The sequence below is a fragment of the Lapillicoccus jejuensis genome (genome assembly GCF_006715055.1).
Lineage (GTDB): Bacteria > Actinomycetota > Actinomycetes > Actinomycetales > Dermatophilaceae > Lapillicoccus > Lapillicoccus jejuensis.
Map to the genome: position 1 here is coordinate 2919252 of NZ_VFMN01000001.1, position 19422 is coordinate 2938673.

At 75.3% G+C, this 19422-nt stretch carries 15 protein-coding genes; 4 read left to right on the forward strand and 11 right to left on the reverse strand.

Going from position 1 to position 19422, the window contains the following annotated elements; all coding sequences use genetic code 11:
* Positions 1-35: 35 nt before the first annotated feature.
* The gene (locus FB458_RS13625; protein ID WP_246061581.1) at positions 36-2054 is read left to right on the forward strand and encodes a protein meaA; all 2019 of its coding nucleotides are present in this window, start codon (positions 36-38) and stop codon (positions 2052-2054) included.
* Positions 2055-2079: 25 nt separating this feature from the next.
* On the opposite strand, the gene FB458_RS13630 is transcribed toward FB458_RS13625, so the two are convergent.
* From FB458_RS13630 to FB458_RS13655, 6 genes are all read right to left on the reverse strand, one after another.
* A complete protein-coding gene (locus tag FB458_RS13630) occupies positions 2080-3615 on the reverse strand; it encodes a gamma-glutamyltransferase (RefSeq protein ID WP_141848969.1) in 1536 nt (511 codons plus the stop codon).
* A gap of 68 nt (positions 3616-3683) precedes the next feature.
* Positions 3684-5705 (reverse strand): HNH endonuclease, encoded by a 2022-nt coding sequence (locus FB458_RS13635; protein ID WP_141848970.1) that lies wholly within the window; start codon positions 5703-5705, stop codon positions 3684-3686.
* 118 nt (positions 5706-5823) lie between these two features.
* Complete coding sequence (locus tag FB458_RS13640; protein WP_141848971.1) at positions 5824-6549, reverse strand: alpha/beta fold hydrolase; 726 nt, start codon at positions 6547-6549, stop codon at positions 5824-5826.
* A complete protein-coding gene (locus tag FB458_RS13645; RefSeq protein ID WP_141848972.1) occupies positions 6546-7133 on the reverse strand; it encodes a GNAT family N-acetyltransferase in 588 nt (195 codons plus the stop codon). The genes FB458_RS13640 and FB458_RS13645 overlap by 4 nt, the downstream gene beginning before the upstream one ends.
* Positions 7134-7183: 50 nt before the next feature.
* The gene (nucS, locus tag FB458_RS13650) at positions 7184-7879 is read right to left on the reverse strand and encodes an endonuclease NucS (protein WP_141848973.1); all 696 of its coding nucleotides are present in this window, start codon (positions 7877-7879) and stop codon (positions 7184-7186) included.
* 79 nt (positions 7880-7958) lie between these two features.
* On the reverse strand, positions 7959-8198 hold the full coding sequence (locus FB458_RS13655; protein WP_141848974.1) for a hypothetical protein: 240 nt from the start codon (positions 8196-8198) through the stop codon (positions 7959-7961).
* A gap of 116 nt (positions 8199-8314) precedes the next feature.
* On the opposite strand from FB458_RS13655, the gene FB458_RS13660 reads away from it, so the two are divergent.
* From FB458_RS13660 to FB458_RS13670, 3 genes are read left to right on the forward strand one after another with little or no spacing between them, the layout of a single operon-like run.
* The gene (locus tag FB458_RS13660; RefSeq protein WP_141848975.1) at positions 8315-10093 is read left to right on the forward strand and encodes a 3-hydroxyacyl-CoA dehydrogenase family protein; all 1779 of its coding nucleotides are present in this window, start codon (positions 8315-8317) and stop codon (positions 10091-10093) included.
* 3 nt (positions 10094-10096) lie between these two features.
* A complete protein-coding gene (locus FB458_RS13665) occupies positions 10097-10402 on the forward strand; it encodes a hypothetical protein (RefSeq protein WP_141848976.1) in 306 nt (101 codons plus the stop codon).
* Between the two features lie 18 nt (positions 10403-10420).
* The gene (locus tag FB458_RS13670; protein WP_211356041.1) at positions 10421-11203 is read left to right on the forward strand and encodes an alpha/beta hydrolase; all 783 of its coding nucleotides are present in this window, start codon (positions 10421-10423) and stop codon (positions 11201-11203) included.
* Positions 11204-11224: 21 nt separating this feature from the next.
* Here FB458_RS13670 and FB458_RS13675 read toward each other — a convergent pair whose 3' ends face one another.
* From FB458_RS13675 to FB458_RS22090, 5 genes are all read right to left on the reverse strand, one after another.
* Positions 11225-12664, reverse strand: a complete 1440-nt coding sequence (locus FB458_RS13675; protein WP_141848977.1) for a GuaB1 family IMP dehydrogenase-related protein — start codon at positions 12662-12664, stop codon at positions 11225-11227.
* 29 nt (positions 12665-12693) lie between these two features.
* Positions 12694-13992 (reverse strand): AI-2E family transporter, encoded by a 1299-nt coding sequence (locus FB458_RS13680; protein ID WP_141848978.1) that lies wholly within the window; start codon positions 13990-13992, stop codon positions 12694-12696.
* Positions 13993-14077: 85 nt separating this feature from the next.
* Positions 14078-15415, reverse strand: a complete 1338-nt coding sequence (gene ccrA, locus FB458_RS13685; RefSeq protein ID WP_141850587.1) for a crotonyl-CoA carboxylase/reductase — start codon at positions 15413-15415, stop codon at positions 14078-14080.
* Positions 15416-15476: 61 nt separating this feature from the next.
* Positions 15477-16292, reverse strand: a complete 816-nt coding sequence (locus FB458_RS13690; RefSeq protein ID WP_141848979.1) for a polysaccharide deacetylase family protein — start codon at positions 16290-16292, stop codon at positions 15477-15479.
* 81 nt (positions 16293-16373) lie between these two features.
* Complete coding sequence (locus tag FB458_RS22090) at positions 16374-19412, reverse strand: ATP-binding protein (RefSeq protein WP_141848980.1); 3039 nt, start codon at positions 19410-19412, stop codon at positions 16374-16376.
* Between the last annotated feature and the right edge of the window lie 10 nt (positions 19413-19422).

Below are 19422 nucleotides of genomic sequence, written 5' to 3' on the forward strand. Positions count from 1 at the left end.
CCGCACCCCGACCGCAGCGCGACCGTCCGTGGGTGATGCGGACCTACGCCGGGCACTCGAGCGCCGCGGCGAGCAACGCGCTCTACCGGCGCAACCTCGACAAGGGCCAGACCGGGCTGTCGGTCGCCTTCGACCTGCCGACGCAGACCGGCTACGACCCCGACCACCCGCTCGCGCGCGGCGAGGTCGGCAAAGTCGGGGTGCCGGTCAGCCACCTCGGCGACATGCGGCGGCTCTTCGAGGGCATCCCCCTCAAGGACATGAACACGTCGATGACCATCAACGCGGTCGCGATGTGGATGCTCGCGCTCTACCAGGTGACCGCGGAGGAGCAGGCCGTCGCGGCGGGCGAGGACCCCGCCGAGTGGGTACGGTCGCTCGCCGGGACGACGCAGAACGACATCATCAAGGAGTACCTGTCGCGGGGGACCTACGCGTTCCCGCCCGAGCCGTCGCTGCGGCTCATCGTCGACATGATCGCCCACACGGTGCGCGAGATCCCGCGGTGGAACCCGATCAACATCTGCAGCTACCACCTGCAGGAGGCCGGCGCGACGCCGGTGCAGGAGCTCGCCTTCTCGCTGTCGACGGCGGTCGCGGTGCTCGACGCGGTGCGCGACTCGGGGCAGGTGGCGCCGGAGGACCTCGGCGACGTCGTCGCGCGGATCTCGTTCTTCGTCAACGCGGGCGTGCGGTTCGTCGAGGAGATGTGCAAGATGCGGGCCTTCGTGCAGCTGTGGGACGAGCTGACCCGCGGGCGGTACGGCGTGCAGGACGCGAAGCAGCGGCGGTTCCGCTACGGCGTCCAGGTCAACTCGCTCGGGCTGACCGAGGCGCAGCCGGAGAACAACGTGCAACGGATCGTCCTCGAGATGCTCGCGGTGACGCTGAGCAAGGACGCCCGGGCGCGGGCCGTGCAGCTGCCGGCGTGGAACGAGGCGCTGGGGCTGCCGCGGCCGTGGGACCAGCAGTGGTCGCTGCGGCTGCAGCAGGTGCTCGCCTACGAGTCGGACCTGCTCGAGTACGACGACCTGTTCGCCGGGTCGCACGTCGTCGAGGCCAAGGTCGCCGAGCTCGTCGAGGGCGCGCGGGCCGAGATGGCGCGGATCGAGGAGGCCGGCGGCGCGGTCGCTGCGGTCGAGTCGGGCTACATGAAGTCGGCCCTGGTCGCCTCGCACGCCGAGCGGCGCCGGCGGATCGAGACGGGGGAGGAGGTCGTCGTCGGGCTCAACCGCTTCACGACGACCGAGCCCAACCCGCTCACCGCCGACCTCGGCACCGCGATCCAGACGGTCGACGCCGACGTCGAGGAGGCCGCCGCCGCGTCCGTGCGGGCGTGGCGCGAGGAGCGGGACGCCGACCCGGAGCGACGCGCGGCGGCGCAGGAGGCGGTGGAGCGGCTGCGGGCCGACGCGGCGTCCGGGACGAACCTCATGGCGGCGACGCTGGCGTGCGTCCGGGCGGGGCTGACCACCGGCGAGTGGGCGCAGGTGCTGCGCGACCGGTTCGGCGAGTACCGCGCGCCGACCGGGGTCTCGGGGTCGGTGGGCGTCTCGAGCGGCGACGGGTTGCTCGCGGTGCGCGAGGCGGTCCGCCGCACCGGCGAGGAGCTGGGCGAGCGGCTGCGGGTGCTCGTGGGCAAGCCCGGGCTGGACGGGCACTCCAACGGGGCCGAGCAGGTCGCCGTACGGGCGCGGGACGCGGGCTTCGAGGTGGTCTACCAGGGGATCCGGCTGACGCCCGAGCAGATCGTGTCGGCCGCGGTCGCCGAGGACGTGCACCTCGTCGGGCTGTCGATCCTGTCCGGGTCGCACATGGCGCTCGTGCCGTCGGTGCTCGAGGGGATGCGCGCCGCCGGGCTCGACGACGTCCCGGTCGTCGTCGGCGGGATCATCCCCGAGGGTGACGCGGCGCAGCTGCGGGCGGCCGGGGTGGCGGCGGTCTTCACGCCGAAGGACTTCGGGCTGACCGAGATGGTGGGGGAGTTCGTCGGGCTGATCCGGTCCGCGCGGGGGCTGGGGACCCTGGCGGAGCTGGAACCGGCCGCGGTCTGACCCGGCACCAGCCCGGCGCCTCCGCTCAGCCGACTCCGGTCGCCGACTCGCGGCGCAGGTCGGCGGCCGCGTGCAGCGACCCGTCGGCGCGGCGGTGGGCGGCGGCGACCCCGCCGAAGTACATCGAGCGGTGCCCCTGCGAGACGGCGGGCAGACCGGAGCGTCGTACGGCGGCGAGGATCTGGGGGTCGTCCTCGACCTGGACGGTCGCGGTCGCGTCGTCGCCCATCCGCTCCGGCGTCGTGTCGAAGGTGAGGTGCAGGCGGGGGGCGGCGATGGCGTCCTCGAGGTCCTCGCCCGCGAAGCAGTGCCGCCCGAGGACCTGCAGCAGCGCGGTCGTGATCCGGTCGGCACCGGGCGTCCCGATGGCGAGGACCTCACCGTCGGCGCCGCGCCCGGCGGACGGGGCCATGTTCGAGGCGAGCCGGGTACCGGGGGCCAGGGCGTGCAGGCCGAGGCGGTTGAGCTCGGGCTCTCCGAGGCAGTTGTTCGCCATCAGCCCGGTCCCCGCGACGGTGAGGCCGGAGCCGTACCCGGCCGACGCGGTCACCGAGCAGGCGGTGCCGGTGTCGTCGACGACGGACACGTGCGCCGTCGAGCCGGACGTCGGCAGGCTCTCCAGGCCGTGACGCTGCACCTGCTCGAGGAGGGCGTACCCGTCGCGCTCGAGGTCGGTCGACCGGTCGTGCACGCGCAGCCGGTGGCCGAGGACGAGACGCTGGATCCGGATCACCTCGTCGAGCGAGAAGCCGGTCCGGGCCAGCTCGGTGAGCATGACGGTGAGGACGGGCCCCCCGATCGAGGGCGGGGCGTTGGTCGCCAGCGACCACGGGCCGGCGTCGAGGCGCAGGGCGGGGCGGACACGGGCCTCGTACGCCTGCAGGTCGGTCAGGGTGAGCAGGCCGCCGCGGTCCTGCAGGTCGGTGGCGACGGCGCGCGCGAGGTCGCCGTCGTACAGGTCGCGCCACCCCGCGTCGGCGAGGTGCTGCAGGCTGTCGGCGAGGGCGGGGTCGGCGATCGCCGCACCGGGGGAGAGGGCGACGCCGTCGCGCAGGAGGAGCGCGGCCGTCGCGGGGTCCCAGGCGAAGAGGGTGTCGCCGGTGAGCGCCAGGTAGCTGGCCGCGGCTGCGCCGAGCGGGAACCCGGCGCGGGCGCTCGCGACGGCGGGGGCGAGGACGTCGTGCCAGGGCAGACGCCCCCAGCGCTCGTGGGCCAGGCCCAGCCCGGCGAAGCCGCCGGGGGTGGCGACGCTGCCCGGCCCGGCGAAGAGGGTGAGGCCGCCGCCGTACGTCGTCGTGATCTCGCGCAGCCCCTGGCCGAAGCGCTCGCGCGGCAGGCCGCGACCCGGCATCTCGACGTTGCCGTCGACGACGACCGGGTCGTCGTCGGCGGGCCAGACCGTGACGAAGGCGCCTCCCAGGGGGCTGACGACGCCCGGCTCGGTCGACATCGCGACGGCCATGGCGGCGACCGCGGCGTCGACGGCGCCGCCCCCGGCCGCGGTGACGTCCAGGCCGGCCTGGACGGCGAGCGCGTTCGGGGCGGCGACGGCGGCAGGCACGGCGACATCCTCGCGTACCTCCGGCGTCGGCTCACCCGGACGCCCGCCCCGCGGTCCTCCCGCCCGCCTCAGCTGCGGAGCAGGAAGGCGCGCAGGCGGTGCTCCGGGGTGGGATGCCGCTGGGGGCGGCTCGGGCGGGCTCGGCGGCCGTCGGGACGGGTCGGGGCCGCGGGCAGGACCGGCGGGGAGGTCGAGCGGTAGGTCAGGCCGGTGGGTGTCGTGACGCGGACGGCGTGCCGGGTCGCGGGGGCCGTTCTCGTCCGCGTCCCGGCTGCGGTCGGCGGGACGTCGTCGTCGAGGACGTCGCTGTGCCAGCCGGGGGCTTCCTTGGTCTGGTTGCAGCGGGCGCAGAGGCCTTGGCCGTTGGTGGCGGTGGTGGGGCCGCCGTCGGTGTGGGGGGTGACGTGGTCGCCGTGGCGGATGGGGGCGTCGCAGTACGGGGTGCGGCAGGTCTGGTCGCGGGCGATGAGGAAGCGGCGCAGGCCGCCGTCGAAGACGCGGCGTCGGGACTCGAGCGCGACGAGGGCGCCGGTGTCGGGGCACGCCCACAGCCGGCGCAGGAACGTCGCCGCCCGCGCCCCGACCTCAGGGTGGGCGTCGGGGGCGCCGCGGACCAGGTGCCGGGCCAGCCACGCCGGGATCGGGCCGTACCCCGGCACGTGGGCCGGCTGGTCGTAGCCCGGGTCGTCGGGGTCGCCCCACAACGCCTCGGCCGAGACGACGAGCTGGACCTCGACCGGCACCGCCGGCGGACCGCCCTGACCTCGTGGCTCCTGCACCTCACCGGCCGTACTGGCCGTACTGGCCGTACTGGCCGTACTGGCCGTACTGGCCGTTGCGGCTGCGGGCTCTTCCGGAGGCGTGGCCTCTCCCGGGGCCGGGGGCTCTCCTGGGCTCGGGGGTTGGGCCGGACTCGGGGGTTGGGCCGGACTCGGGGGTTGGGCCGGACTCGGGGGTTGAGCCGGGCTCGAAGCCCGGGCAGGGGTCGGGGTGGGGGTGTCGCTGTCCCACCGGGTCGGGTCGGTGACCCACCCGGGCAGGTCCGGCGTCCCGGCCGACTGCCCGGTCACGGCCTGCACCAGCAGGTCCGCCATCAGCTGCCCCGTCCCGCGCCCGTCGCCGGCCGTCTTCGCCGCGGACGCCGCCGCCGACAGCGACGCCTGGCAGGCGATGCCCTGCACCACCGGCAGCAACGCCGTCAGCCACAGCATCCCGTCGGCCGCGGGTCGCGTCGAGACCCGACGCTGCCCGACGGCCTTCTCGTGCCGCTTCACCGCGGCCTGCGGGTCCAACGCGTACCCGCGCGCGATCACCGCCGCTCGGACCTGCCGCTCGCTCCAGCACCGCAGACCTTCCCCGACCTGCTCGTCCACCCGCCGCCGCAGCGCCGGCGTCAACGTGCTGGTCTCCCGGGCCACGATCTCCGCGCCCCACTCGGAGACCTCCCCGGCGTCCAACGCCGCCAACGTCCGAGGCAGGTCCGACGTCCACGCCTTCGCCGCGGCCACGCACGCCGAGGCCCGCGCCGGCGAGATCCGCCGCGCCAACCCGACCTGCCCCACCACCGACGAACGCGCCAACCGCTCCGCCCGCACCCGACGACGGACCGCCGCCCGATCACCCGGCTCGTCGCCGTGCCCGAGGGATGTGCCGTGCGCCGCGGGGGACCCGGCGCGCGCGTCGAGCACCGCGAGGGCCGCCGCCTCCTGCGAGACCGCGAACGCCGCCGTCACCCTCGCCTGCGCCCCCGCCGCCACCGACTTCACCGCCTCCAGCAGAGAGATCACCTCGACCCGGACCGCGTCCACCGGCGCCACCACGACCACCGGCGCGATCGAGGAGCCCTCCTCCACGGGCGCCGGCTCGAGCTCGAGCGGCGGCGAGAACTCACCCGCCGCGACCTGCGCCCCGACCTGCCGCAGCTCCCTCGTCAGCCACTCCAGCCGAGCACGAGGCTCCGACGGCACGTCCTGCGACGTCGGGGGCCGCTCCCCGACGGTCTCGCACACGTCGTCCGAACCGACGTGCAGGTCCGGCTCGCCGGGCATCGCCCCGCCTGCCGGCCCTGCGCCCTCCGTGGATTCGAACATGTGTCCAATCTACTGCCGACCACCGACATCCCACCGTCGCCACGGGAGCCTGTGGACGACGGCGCGGCCGGCGTCGTCCTGTGGACGACGGGCCCGCCGGGCGACCGGACAGGTCGACTCACCCGGGCTCGTCCACCGCCGCGTCGAGCGCCGCGTCCACGCGTGCCATGAACTCCTCGAACCGGTCGTGGTGCACGCTGTGGCCCGCGCCGTCGACGACGTCGACCCGGTGCCCGAGACCCCGCAACCGCTCCGCCTCCGCGGGCGGCACGAGGGGACTGTCGTCGGCGAGGACGAAGGCCGAGGACAGGACGCCGTACGAGCCCGCCGTCGGCACCACGGTGGCGGGGAAGCGCCCCGGGTCGACGAGCGCATCGCAGATCGCCGGGTCCCACCCCTGCAGCCCGGCGTACTTCGCCTCGACCGCCTCGGCTCGCCACCGCGGGTTGCGCCGCGCGATCTCCTCGCGGGTCCACGCCTTCTGCTCGCCGTACGCCGACAGCGCCGCGCCGGCCGCGGGCAGGTCGAGCACCGGGTCCTCGTGCACCGCCACGCGCGGCCGCAGCCGCTCGAGCGCGGCGGCCAGGGTGTAGCCGCCGAGCGAGTGCCCGACGACGAGGTACGGCGTCGGCGGCGCCTGGTCCAGGACCGCCCGGACGAGCACCTCCTGCGACCACCCGTCCGGAGCAGGACGACCGTCGTGCCCGGGCAGCGTCACCGCCGTCACCCGGAACCCGCGCTCGGCGAGAGCCGGTCCGACCCGGTACCAGACCCCGGGCCCGCCGGTCAGCCCGTGGATCAGCACGGCCTGCCGGTCCCCGTCGCCCCACGTCGTCACGCTCACGCCAGCACCCTCCGCATCCGCAGTCTCGGCCGCCGCGAGGCCACCGCGTCGGTCGTCCCGACGACCTCGAAGCCGACCCTCTCGAACATCGCCCGCGTCCCCACGAAGGCCATCGTCGTGTCGATCCGACCGCCCTCGGCGTCGACGGGGTACGCCTCGACCGCCGGCGCCCCGTGCTCCGCCGCGAAGGCCACGGCGCCCTCGATGACCTGGCCGGCCACGCCCTGCCGGCGCCACCCGCCGCGGACGACGACGCAGATGACGGACCACACCGGCACGTCGTCGACGGCCGGGATCCTCGTGCTGTGCACGAGCCGCGGGATGTCGGTGCGCGCCCCGACGTTGGCCCAGCCGACCGGCGTGCCGTCCCGGTAGGCGACGACCCCGGGCGCCACCTCGCGCGCGCACAGCGACCGCGCCGCTCGCTCGCGCGCGTCGGGCCCGTCGCCGCCGAGCTCCTCGATCTCCGCGAGCCGCAGCCGGTGCGACAGGCACCAGCAGTGCGTGGCGCGCCGGTTCGGGTTGATCACGTCGGCGAAGTCCTCGAACCGGTCCGGCGTCACCGGGTGCGTCTCCCAGGTCATGCGCCCAGCCAAGCACGCCCCACCGACGGCCACACCGCCGCGGGGTCGGCTCAGAAGAGCCGCGACTCCGTGTCGTCCATCCCCCGCAGCGCGTCGTAGTCGAGCACGACGCACCGGATCCCACGGTCCTCGGCGAGCACCCTGGCCTGCGGCTTGATCTCCTGCGCGGCGAAGATCCCGGTGACCGGCGCCAGGTGCGGGTCACGGTTCATCAGCTCGAGGTACCGCGTCAGCTGCTCGACCCCGTCGATCTCGCCGCGCCGCTTGATCTCGACGGCGACGTGCCCGCGGGCGGCGTCGCGCGCGAGGATGTCGACGGGCCCGATCGCCGTCATGTACTCCCGCCGCACCAGCGACCACCCGTGCCCGAGCGTGTGGATGTGCTCGGCGAGCAGCCGCTGCAGGTGCGCCTCGACGCCGTCCTTGACCAGCCCGGGGTCGACGCCCAGGTCGTGGCTGGAGTCGTGGAGCACCTCGTGCAGCCTCACCCGCAGCCGGTCCTCGGACTTCTGGTGCGCGACGACCCACACGGCCACGACCCCGTCGGCGGCCTCGTGCTCCTCCGGCTCGACCTCGGCCATGACGCACGGCGGCGACATCCAGTTGAGCGGCTTGTACGACCCGCCGTCGCTGTGCACGAGCACCGACCCGTCCGCCTTGACGAGCAGGAGCCGCGTCGCCAGCGGCAGGTGCGCCTGGAGACGACCCTCGTAGTCCACGGAGCAGCGCGCGACGACCAACCTCACGGCCGGTCAACCTACCCGACGTCCGTACGACGCCCCGTACGGCGCCGCCCGCGACGCCTCCGTACGACGCCCCCGCGGCTCAGCCGCGACCGTCCTCGACGGGGGGCTGGAGCGCCATCGCCGCGGAGGGGAGCGTGGGGCGGGGCCGCCGCGGCTCGCGCACCCCGGCGAGCCCGCCGTCGTCGTCCGGGTCGTCGGTCGGCCCGGGTCCGGTCACCTCGCTCCACTCGAGGAAGTCCCGCGTCCCGACCGGCACGCGGCGGCGGCGCCGGAACAGGCCCGTGCGGGAGGGGCGGCCCGGGACGTGGAGGCGAGGCATCTCCCGAGTGTGCTCCCGGTCACCTCTCCCCGTCGAGACCCCCAGGACCTCGACTGCGACGAGGGTCACCCGCCGACCGGTCCGGCACCCGCGGGCGGTCTGACAGACTCGCCGCCATGGCTCGTGAGTTCACCAACGTCGGTGTCGTCGGTCTCGGCACGATGGGCGCCGGCATCGTGGAAGTGTTCGCCCGCAACGGGATCGACGTGACGGCGGTGGAGGTCGACGACGCCGCCCTCACCCGCGGGCGCGGAGTCCTCGAGCACTCCACCGGACGCGCCGTGGCGCGCGGCAAGCTGAGCGAGCAGGACCAGGCGGCGCTGCACTCCCGCGTGCACTTCACGACCGACCTGCAGGACCTCGCCCCCTGCCAGCTCGTCGTCGAGGCCGTCCCGGAGCGGCTCGACCTCAAGAAGGACCTCTTCGGCCGGGTCGACCAGGTCGTCGGCGCCGACGCGGTCCTCGCGACCAACACCTCCTCCCTGCCGGTCACGGAGATCGCCGTCGCGACGAGCGACCCGAAGCGGGTCGTGGGCATGCACTTCTTCAACCCCGCGCCGGTGCAGCAGTTCGTCGAGGTCATCCGCACGGTCGTCACCGCGGACGACGTCTTCGAGGACGTCAAGGGCCTGGCCGAGCGCCTGGGCAAGAAGCCGGTCGTCGTCGGCGACAAGGCCGGGTTCATCGCCAACGCGCTGCTGTTCGGCTACCTCAACCACGCCGTGTCGATGTACGAGACCCGCTACGCGACGCGCGAGGACATCGACGCGGCGATGAAGCTGGGCTGCGGCCTGCCCATGGGCCCGCTCGCGCTGATGGACCTCATCGGGCTCGACACCGCCTACGAGATCCTCGACACGATGTACAAGCAGGGTCGCGACAGGCTGCACGCGCCGAGCCCGATCATCAAGCAGATGGTCAGCGCCGGTCTCAAGGGCCGCAAGTCCGGGCGCGGCTTCTACACCTACGCCGAGCCCGGCAGCTCGCAGGTCGTCGGCGACGCGCAGACCCCGAGCCCGACGGCGGCGGGGGGCACGTCGCTGCGGACGATCTCGTCGGTCGGCGTCGTCGGCTCCGGCACGATGGCCACCGGCATCGTCGAGGTCCTGGCCAAAAGTGGCTTCCCGGTCACCTACGTCGCGAGGAGCGACGAGAAGGTCGAGGCCGTCCGGGCCGCCCTCTCCCGCAGCCTGGCTCGCGCCGTCGAGCGCGGCAAGCTCGAGCAGGCCGACGCCGACGCGGCGCTCGCGCGCGTCACCGGGTCGACGAGCCACGACGACCTCGCCGACGCCGACCTCGTCGTCGAGGCGATCGTCGAGGACCTCGAGGCGAAGCAGGACCTGTTCCGCACCCTCGACAAGGTCGCGAAGTCGGGCGCCATCCTCGCCACGACGACCTCCTCGCTGCCGGTCATCGACTGCGCCGTCGTGACGAGCCGACCGCAGGACGTCGTCGGCATGCACTTCTTCAACCCCGCCACCGTCATGCGCCTCGTCGAGGTCGTGCACACCGTCTCCACCGCCGCCGACGTCACCGCGACCGTCGTCGACCTGACGACCCGGCTCGGCAAGCACCCGGTCCAGTGCGGCGACCGCGCCGGCTTCATCGTCAACGCGCTGCTCTTCCCCTACCTCAACGACGCGGTGCGGATGCTCGAGGCGCACTACGCGACCGCCGACGACATCGACCTCGCCATGAAGACCGGCTGCGGCTACCCGATGGGCCCGTTCGAGCTGCTCGACGTCGTGGGCCTCGACGTCTCGCTCGCCATCCAGCGCACCCTCTACCTCGAGTTCCGCGAGCGCGGGTTCGCCCCCGCACCGCTGCTGGAGCACCTCGTCACCGCGGGCTACCTGGGCCGCAAGACCGCGCGGGGGTTCCGCACCTACGCTTGAGGGGTGCCCCGAGCGAACCGCCGCCGCCGCGACGACGCGCCGCTCGACACCTCCCGGATCGGCGGGGTGACGAGCACCGAGCGCTACGCCGGCACGCTCTTCACCGTCCGCCGGGTCAGCGGCGCCACCGGCGCGAGCGCCGAGCGCGCCTACCTCTGCCCGGGGTGCCAGCAGGACGTCCTCCCGGGGACCCCGCACGTCGTCGCCTGGCCGGCCGAGGGCGTCGGCGGCCTCGGCGACCGCCGGCACTGGCACTCCGGCTGCTGGCAGCGCCGCGACGCCCGGCCCCCGGGCAACGCCTACCGCTGACCGGCTAGCCTGCCCGGCGTGACCGCCAGCCCGTCCCGCGCCGACGAGATCCGCGCCAGCTCGATCCTGCCGGCCCGCCGCGAGGACGTCGAGCTGCACACCGCCGACGGGCTCACCCTCGTCGGCGAGCTGGCCCTCCCCGCGCACCGCGACCCGGTCGCGACCCTCGTCACGCTCCACCCGCTGCCCACCCACGGCGGCTTCATGGACAGCCACGTCCTCAAGAAGGCGTCGTACCGGCTGCCGGCGACGGCCGACCTCGCCGTCCTGCGCTTCAACCTGCGCGGGGTGACCTCACCCCGCGGCACCAGCCAGGGCGCCTTCGACGGCGGGGTGGGGGAGCGGTACGACGTCGCGGCGGCGATCGAGCTCGCCGAGTTCCACGAGGACCCGCCGCTGCCGCGGCGCTGGCTCGTCGGCTGGTCGTTCGGGACCGACCTCACCCTCATGTACGGCCTCGACCCGTCCATCGAGGGCGCGATCCTGCTCAGCCCCCCGCTGCGCTACAGCCGGCCCGAGCACCTGGCCGCGTGGGCCGACTCGGGCAAGCCGCTGCTGGCCCTCGTCCCCGAGCACGACGACTACCTGCGTCCCGACGAGGCGCGCGAGCGGTTCTCGGTCGTCCCGCAGGCCCGGGTCGTCGGCGTCGACGGCGCCAAGCACCTGTGGGTCGGCGAGCCCTACGTGCGACGCGTCCTCGACGAGATCGTGGCGCAGGTCAACCCCACGGCGCTGCCGTTGCCGACGACCTGGCCGGCCGCCGAGCAGCGGCACGAGCCGAGCCCGACGGTCCGCGCCTGAGCGGCCACCGTACGGCGCCCCTCACCAGCTCGAGTGCCGGGGCGCGCCCTCCGCGTAGCCGGCCGCGCTCTGCAGCCCGACGACGGCCCGCTCGTGGAACTCGGCGACCGTCCGCGCGCCGGCGTACGTGAACGCCGAGCGCACCCCGGCGACGATCGCGTCGAGGAGGTCCTCGACGCCGGGGCGCTGCGGGTCGACGTACATCCGGGCGCTGGAGATGCCCTCCTCGAAGATCGCCTTGCGCGCCCGGTCGTACGACGACTCGGCCGCCGTCCGGTGGCGCACCGCCCGGGAGGAGGCCATGCCGAACGACTCCTTGTAGCCGCGGCCGTCGGAGCCGACCATGAGGTCGCCGGGCGACTCGAGCGTCCCGGCGAACCACGACCCGACCATGACGTTGGACGCACCGGCGGCCAGGGCGAGGGCGACGTCGCGGGGGTGCTTGACGCCGCCGTCGGCCCACACGTGCGCGCCGAGCTCGGCCGCGGTGCGCGAGCACTCGAGCACCGCGGAGAACTGCGGTCGCCCGACGCCGGTCATCATCCGGGTCGTGCACATGGCGCCGGGGCCGACCCCGACCTTGACGATGTCGGCGCCCGCCTCGACGAGGTCGCGCACGCCGTCGGCCGAGACGACGTTGCCCGCGCAGACCGGCAGCCCGAGGTCGAGCGCCCGCACCGCGGCGAGCGCCTCGAGCATCTTCTCCTGGTGCCCGTGGGCGGTGTCGACGACGAGCACGTCGACCCCGGCGGCGGCGAGCTCCTTGGCCCGTCCGGCGACGTCGCCGTTGATCCCGACCGCGGCGGCGACCCGCAGCCGCCCGGCGTCGTCGACGTTGGGCGTGTAGAGGGTCGCGCGCAGCGCGCCCTTGCGCGTGAGCAGCCCGACGAGGCGGCCGTCGGCGTCGACCGCGGGCGCGAGCCGGTGGTGGCCGGCGGCGAGGGCGTCGTACGCCGCCTCGGCGGTGACGTCGGCGGGGACGGTGACCAGCTCGCGCGACATGACCTCGCGCACCTGGGTGAACCGGTCGACGCCGGTGAGGTCGGTCTCGGTGACGACGCCGACCGGGCGGCCGTCGTCACCGACGACGACCGCCGCACCGTGGGCGCGCTTGGGCAGCAAGGTCATCGCCGCGCCGACGGTCTCGGTGGGGGACAGCGTGATCGCGGTGTCGTGCAGCAGGTGCTTGCTCTTGACGTCGGCGACGACGTCGTGGACCACCTCGGTCGGGATGTCCTGCGGCACGACGGTGATGCCGCCGCGGCGGGCGACGGTCTCGGCCATCCGCCGGCCCGCGATGGCCGTCATGTTCGCGACGACGACCGGGATCGTGTTGCCCGTGCCGTCGGCGGTGCGCAGGTCGACGTCCATCCGCGACGCCACCGACGAGCGGCGCGGCACCATGAAGACGTCGTCGTACGTGAGGTCGTGGGTGGGCGCCAGGCCGTTGAGGAAGTGCACGCGAGCAGGCTACGCGCCGGGCGCCGGCCTCAGTGGCGCCGCTGGCGGGGGACGAGGACCTCGTCGTAGAGCAGCAGGAGCCCGGCCGCGGCCGGGATGGCGATGAGCGCGCCGACCATGCCGAGCAGCGTCCCGCCCGTCAGCGCCGCGACGACGGTCACCGCGCCCGGCACGCTCACCGTGCGCCGCATGATGCGCGGCGCCAGCAGGTAGTTCTCCAGCTGCTGGTAGACGATGAAGTAGACCAGCGCGATGACCGCCTTGGTCGGCGAGTCGAAGACCGCGACGACGGCCACGAGCAGCGCCCCGAGCGTCGCGCCGACCATGGGCACGAGCCCGAGGAAGCCGACGCACACGGCGAGGACGGCGGCGTACGGGATCCCGACGAGCGACATCATGATCCACGCGCAGAACGCGTTGAACCCCGCGACGGCGACCTGCGAGACGGCGTAGATGCCGACCCGCCGCATGATCTCCTCCGACAGCGAGATGACCCGCGGCCGGCGGCTGGCCGGCACGACGGCGTACGCCGCCTGCTTGAGCGCCGGCAGGCTGGCCAGGAAATACAGGGTGAGGACGAGGACGGTCAGCGTCTCGAAGACGCCGGTGACGATGGCCTGCCCCGCGCCGAGCAGCCCGCCCGCGACCTGCGAGAGGAACGCGCTGTCGGTCAGCCGGGCGTTGAGCTCGGCCTGCAGCCGCGAGATCACCTGGTAGTGCTGGTCGAGGTCCTGCACCCACGACAGGGTGAGGGTCTGCTCGAGCAGGCTCGGCGCCGCGGTGACGAGGGCGCTGGCCTGCGTGGTGACCGGCGGCACGACGACGAAGCCGAGCAGCACGAAGACGAGCACCACCCCGGCGAACACCGTCGCCACCGCCCCGCCGCGGCGCAGCCGGTGCCGGGTGAGGAAGGCGACGAGCGGGTCGAGCGCGAGGGCGAGGAAGAAGGCCGTCGTCAGCAGCGTGAAGACGGTGCCGAGGCTCGAGACCAGCCGCCACAGGCCGTAGGCGGTGAGGACGCCGATGGCGCCGACGAAGCCGACGTAGAACGGGGACTGGCGGTTGAGCGGTCGCCCCGCGGGGCCGAAGTCGCGCTGCGGCGGCCCGCTCGGGCGCGGGGCCGGCGGAGCCGGCTCCCGTACGGCGTCCCTCGCGGGCTCCGGCTCGGTCTCCTCCTCCCGCGGCAGCAGGTCGTGGAGCAGGTCGGGCCCTGCCGGCTCGGGGGACGTCTCCGGCGGTTCGACCGGGGGGTGGGCGAGCCGCGTCGGCGCCCCCGCCGCGAGGCGCACGCGCTGACGACGCCGTAGGTCGCTCCACCGCCCGAGCACGGTCCCAACCTAACCGCCGCGTCGGCGCGCGCGGCTCAGGATCGCCTCAGGATCGACCCTGGTCCGACCCCGAGACGCCTGCCCGTCACACGTCGCGGAACCGGTTGATCTCGCGCTCGAACCGGGCGCGCTTCTCCGGGTCGCTGACCCCGAGCCCCTCCTCGGGCGACAGCGTGAGGACGCCGACCTTGCCCTGGTGCAGGTTGCGGTGGACGTCGTACGCGGCCTGGCCGACGTCCTCCATCCGGTAGGTGCGGCTGAGGGTCGGGTGCACGAGCCCGCGGTCGACGAGCGAGTTCGCCTCCCACGCCTCGCGGTAGTTGGCGAAGTGCGAGCCGATGATCCGCTTGAGGCTCATCCACAGGTAGCGGTTGTCGTACTCGTGCATGAAGCCCGACGTCGACGCGCAGGTCGTGATCGTGCCGCCCTTGCGGGTGACGTAGACGCTGGCCCCGAAGGTCTCGCGTCCCGGGTGCTCGAAGACGATGTCGATGTCCTTGCCGCCGGTCAGCTCGCGGATCCGCTTGCCGAACCGCTTCCACTCGCTCGGGTCCTGGGTCGCCTCGTCCTTCCAGAACGCGTACCCCTCGGCGGTCCGGTCGATGACCAGCTCGGCGCCCATCGCCCGGCAGATCTCCGCCTTCTCCGGCGAGGACACGACGCACACCGGCGTCGCCCCACCGGCGAGGGCCATCTGCGTGGCGTACGAGCCGAGCCCGCCGCTGGCGCCCCAGATGAGGACGGTGTCGCCGAGCTTCATCCCGGCGCCGTTGCGCGAGACCAGCTGCCGGTACGCCGTGCTGTTGACCAGCCCGGGGGAGGCGGCCTCCTCCCAGGACAGGTGAGCGGGCTTCGGCATGAGCTGGTTGGTCTTGACGACCGCGAGCTCGGCCAGCCCGCCGAAGTTGGTCTCGAAGCCCCAGATCCGCTGCTCGGGGTCGAGCATCGTGTCGCCGTGCCCCTCCGCGCTCTCCAGCTCGACGGACAGGCAGTGGGCGACGACCTCGGCGCCCGGCTTCCACAGGTGCACCCCCGGACCGGTGCGCAGGACGACGCCCGCGAGGTCGGAGCCGACGACGTGGTACGGCAGGTCGTGGCGCTTGGCGATGGGCGACAGCCGGCCGTAGCGCTCGAGGAACCCGAAGGTCGAGACGGGCTCGAAGATCGAGGTCCAGACGGTGTTGTAGTTGATCGCCGAGGCCATGACGGCGACGAGCGCCTCGCCGGGCGCGAGCTCGGGGACGGGCACGTCGTCGAGGTGCAGGGACTTGCGAGGGTCCTTGTCCCTGCTGGGGATCCCCTCGAAGAGCCCCACCTCGTCCTTGTGCACCGTCACCCCCCGGTAGGTGTCGGGCACCTCGAGCGCGCTGTACGTCGCCTCGGTGCGGTCGCCGGCAAGGATCGCCTCGCGGATGTCACCCATGTCAGCCATGGCGAGAACCTACTGACGGGTCACCTGGCCCCTCCGGGTCCTGAGACCCCGGTCACCTCGTGACGTGGCTCACCGGTCGTTCGACGAGCAGGTCCGTCACGGTGACGAGGTCGTGACCGTCCGCGCGCAGCGCCGCGAGGATGCCGTCGAGGTGGTCGATCGTCGTCAGCCGGTCGGGCGACCCGGAGTCGTGGGCGAGGACGACGTCCCCGGCCGCGACGAGCTCGCGCGCCCCGGGGACGACGCGGTCGGGGTGGCCCACCCAGGCGTCCTCGTGCATCTGCGTGCTCCACAGCACGCAGGTCAGCCCGGTCTCCGCGGCGGCGAGCAGCGTGGAACCACCGAGGTGCCCGTACGGCGGCCGGAACAGCACCGGGGCGCGCCCGGTCACCCGCGTCAGCTCGGCGCTCGTGCGGGCCAGCTGGTCCTGCACCTGCGCGAGCGGCAGCCGGCCGAGGTCCGGGTGGTCCCACGTGTGGTTGGCCAGCTCGTGACCGGCGTCGAGCGAGCGGGCGTGCACGCCGGGGTGCGCGCGCAGGTGGTCGCCGCGCACGAAGAAGGTCGCCGGGGCGTCGTACCGGGCCAGGGAGGCGAGCACCCGCGGGGTCCAGTCGGGGTCGGGTCCGTCGTCGAAGGTGAGCGCGACCCGCCGGTCACCGGGGGTGCGCGACCCGGACCAGACGACGACCCCCTGCCCCGCGCGGGGGCGGGAGCGGTCGGGCCGGACCGCGGAGACGGCCGTCCCGTAGAAGGGCAGCGGCGAGCGGCTCTCGACGGTCTGCACCTCGCGGTCGGTGCCGAGGGAGGCCGCCGCGCCGACGACGGTGCCGCCGAGGGCGAGCAGGACGTCGCGACGGGCCGGTGACACAGGCGCAGCATAGGGACGGCGTCCGGGTGCCGGCCGGGGATCGGACGAAGAACGGCCGTCCGGACGAGGCGACGTGCCCGCTCAGCGGAGCAGGCCCTCGCGGCGGGCCACGGCGACCGCCTCGGTGCGCCCGGCGGCGCCCAGCTTCGCCAGCACGTTGGACACGTGCACGCTGACCGTCTTGGTGCTGATGAAGAGCCGTCGGCCGATCTCGCCGTTGCTGCGGCCCTCGGCGACGAGGGCGAGGACCTCGCGCTCGCGGTCGGTGAGCGACGGGCGCCCGGGTGCCACCGGGGCGGAGGGGTCGGGCCGCCGCGCGCCGCCGAGGCCGCGCAGCTCGAGCAGGAGCGGCTCCGCGCGCAGCCGCTGGGCCACCTCCCGGGCGCGAGCGGCCTCGGTCCGGGCGGCCGCCGGGTCGCCGACGGCGCGGAGCACCGCCGCGAGCCGGGCCCGCGAGCGGGCCGTCTCGTAGACGGCGCCGTGCTCCTGGAAGCCGGTGGTCGCCGTGCGCCACGCGGAGACGAGGGCGTCCTCGTCAGGCGCGTCGGCGCCGGCCACCCAGGCCAGCCGCAGCCGCTCCGCGAGGGCGCGGTCGCGCCACACGCGGACCTCGCGCCGGTGGACGGGGGCGAGGTCGTGCGCCTCCCACACGGCCGCGCCCGCCGCCAGCACGCGCTCCGCGGCGACCAGCAGCCCCGCGTGGTCGGCGCTGGCCGTCCGCGGCACGGCCGCGGCGAGCTGGCCGAGGACGAGGGCGGTGAGCCGCACCTGCACCCAGACCACCCACACCGGGTAGAGCCGGGTGACGTGCCCGACCGCCTCGTCGTGGGCCCGGAGCATCCCCTCGACGTCGTGACGGTCGCCGAGCAGGTCGATGGCGGCCCCGCCGCCGACGGCCGCGGCCACCCCGTCCAGCGGCCAGGCCGCGCGCGACCCGCCCAGGGCCGCCGACGCCTCCGGGTCCCCGGCGCCCCGGCCTGCGAGGACGGCCAGCCGGACCGAGTCGAGCAGCCCGGCGGCCACCGGGGGCGGGTCCTCGCCGCTCGCGTCGGCGAGCGCGAGCGCGTTGTCCCAGTCGCCCGCCGTGTGCAGCGCGAGCGCGCCGAGGACGCGGCTGTCGAGGGCGTACGGCGCCCAGGGGCGTCCCGTTCCCTGGGCCCGCCGGGCCGCCTCGAGGTAGGCCGCGGTGCTGCCGGCGTGGTCGCCGGCGGCGGTGCGCAGGCTCGCCGTCTGGTGCAGCGCGCGGATCTCCGTGGCCGTGTCGCCGGACGCCCGGGCCGCGGCGAGGACGCCGTCCAGCCGCTCGAGCGCGGCTCGCGTGTCCCCGACGAGGTCCTCGGCCCGGGCCAGCGCCACCGACGCCTCCGCGGCGACGACGGTCAGGCCGACCTCGTCGGCGAGGTCCCGCGCCCGCCGGGCGAGCGCCCCGCCCTCGACGGGGTCGACGAGGCGGGTCGTCGCGAGGGCGTGGACGACGAGGGCGCGGGCCCGCAGGGCGGTGGGGGCGTCGGGGACGAGGGTGACCGCCTCGACCGAGAAGGGCAGCGGGTCGAGGTCGGAGTCGGTGAGCCACAGCTGGGCCGACAGCGCGACGAGCAGCCGCGCCCGGTCGAGCGGGGCGAGCGGGGCGAGCGGGCCGGGCGAGACGGACCGGTCCGCCGCGCGTACCTCGTCGTGGAGCAGGGCGAGCCCCCGGTCGGGGAAGCCCGCCTGCGACAGCGCGCCGGCCGTCCGGACGACGAGCACGACGTGCGGGTCCGGGTCGTCACCCGGTCCGGCGGTCCAGTCGGGGGCGGGGGCGACCGCGAGCGACTCGCGCGCGGGCCCGGGTGGGGCGGTGAGGTCGAGCGCGATGAGGTAGAGGGCGACGGCGTCCTGCGGGGCGCCGACCCGCATGGCCTCGTCACCGGCCTCGGCGGCGGCGCGGGCGGCGACCGCCTGGTCCCCGGCGGCGCGGGCGTGCCGCGCCAGCTCGGCGGCGGTGCCGGGCGCGGTCCCGGCGACGAGCACGGCGACGTAGGCGGCGTGCAGCCGGGCGCGCTCGCCGGGCAGCAGGTCGTCGTACGCCGCCTCGGCGAGCAGGGCGTGCCGGAAGGCGTAGCCGCCGCCGGAGGTCGGGACGAGGACGTGCTGGTCGACGGCCTCGCGCAGCGAGGCCTCGAGGCCGAGCGGGTCGGCCGCGCCGCCGCCCAGCTCGAGCAGGACGGCCGCGAGCAGCGCGTGGGACACGACCCGGCCACCGGCGGCGGCGACCCGCACGACCTGGCGGGCGGCCTCGTCGAGCCGGTCGAGGCGGACGAGGAGCAGGTCGGCCAGGTCGTCGGGGACGGCGCGGCGGGCCGCCGCGCTGGCCAGCTCCTCGGCGAAGAAGGCGTTGCCCTCGGCCCGCTCGACGACGGTGCGCACGAGGTCGGGCGCGTCGAGCAGCCCGCCGACGAGGTCGCGGACCGCGTCGTCGGCCAGGCCCTCGAGCTGCAGGCGGTGGACGACGGGCAGCCGGGTCCACTGCGCGAGGACGGGCCGCATCGGGTGGCGCCGGTGGACGTCGTCGCTGCGGTAGGTGACGACGAGGGACAGCGGCGACGGCGGCCCGCCCGGGTCCCGGCGCGAGAGCAGCGAGGTGAGCAGCTCGCGGGTGGCCTGGTCGGCCCAGTGCGCGTCCTCGACGACGAGCAGCAGCGGCCGCCGCGCCGCGGTGGCCGACAGCAGCGCGGAGACCGCCTCGACGACCTCGGCGCGCGAGGCCGTCCCCGCCGCGGTCCCGTCCTCGGCGCGCAGCCGCTGGCGGGGGAGCAGGCGCGCCAGCGCCGGGTGGTCGGCGAGGACGGCCTGCGTGGTGGCGGGGTCGTCCTCGGCGAGCCGTCCGAGGACCTCGGTGACGGGCAGGTAGGGCAGGGCGCTGTCGCCGAAGTCGAGGCAGTGACCCACGACGGTGCGCCACCCGGCGGCCTCCGCGCGCCCGCGGACGGCGGCCACGAGCCGGGTCTTGCCGACCCCGGCGTCCCCGCCGAGGACGACCGCGCCGCCGGGCCGGGCCTCCTCCAGGCCGAGGGCGGCGACCAGCTCGCCGAGCTCGCGGTCGCGGCCGACGAGCGGCGACCGGCGGGGGTCGAGGGCCATGCCCCCATCA

Excerpts from the sequence above, each read along its gene's own strand:
- FB458_RS13625 (WP_246061581.1), top strand. The coding sequence starts at position 36 with ATGCGGACCTACGCCGGGCACTCGAGCGCCGCGGCGAGCAACGCGCTC.
- FB458_RS13635 (WP_141848970.1), bottom strand. The coding sequence starts at position 5,705 with ATGTTCGAATCCACGGAGGGCGCAGGGCCGGCAGGCGGGGCGATGCCC.
- FB458_RS13645 (WP_141848972.1), bottom strand. The coding sequence starts at position 7,133 with ATGACCTGGGAGACGCACCCGGTGACGCCGGACCGGTTCGAGGACTTC.
- FB458_RS13655 (WP_141848974.1), bottom strand. The coding sequence starts at position 8,198 with ATGCCTCGCCTCCACGTCCCGGGCCGCCCCTCCCGCACGGGCCTGTTC.
- FB458_RS13660 (WP_141848975.1), top strand. The coding sequence starts at position 8,315 with ATGGCTCGTGAGTTCACCAACGTCGGTGTCGTCGGTCTCGGCACGATG.
- ccrA (WP_141850587.1), bottom strand. The coding sequence starts at position 15,415 with ATGGGTGACATCCGCGAGGCGATCCTTGCCGGCGACCGCACCGAGGCG.
- FB458_RS22090 (WP_141848980.1), bottom strand. The coding sequence starts at position 19,412 with ATGGCCCTCGACCCCCGCCGGTCGCCGCTCGTCGGCCGCGACCGCGAG.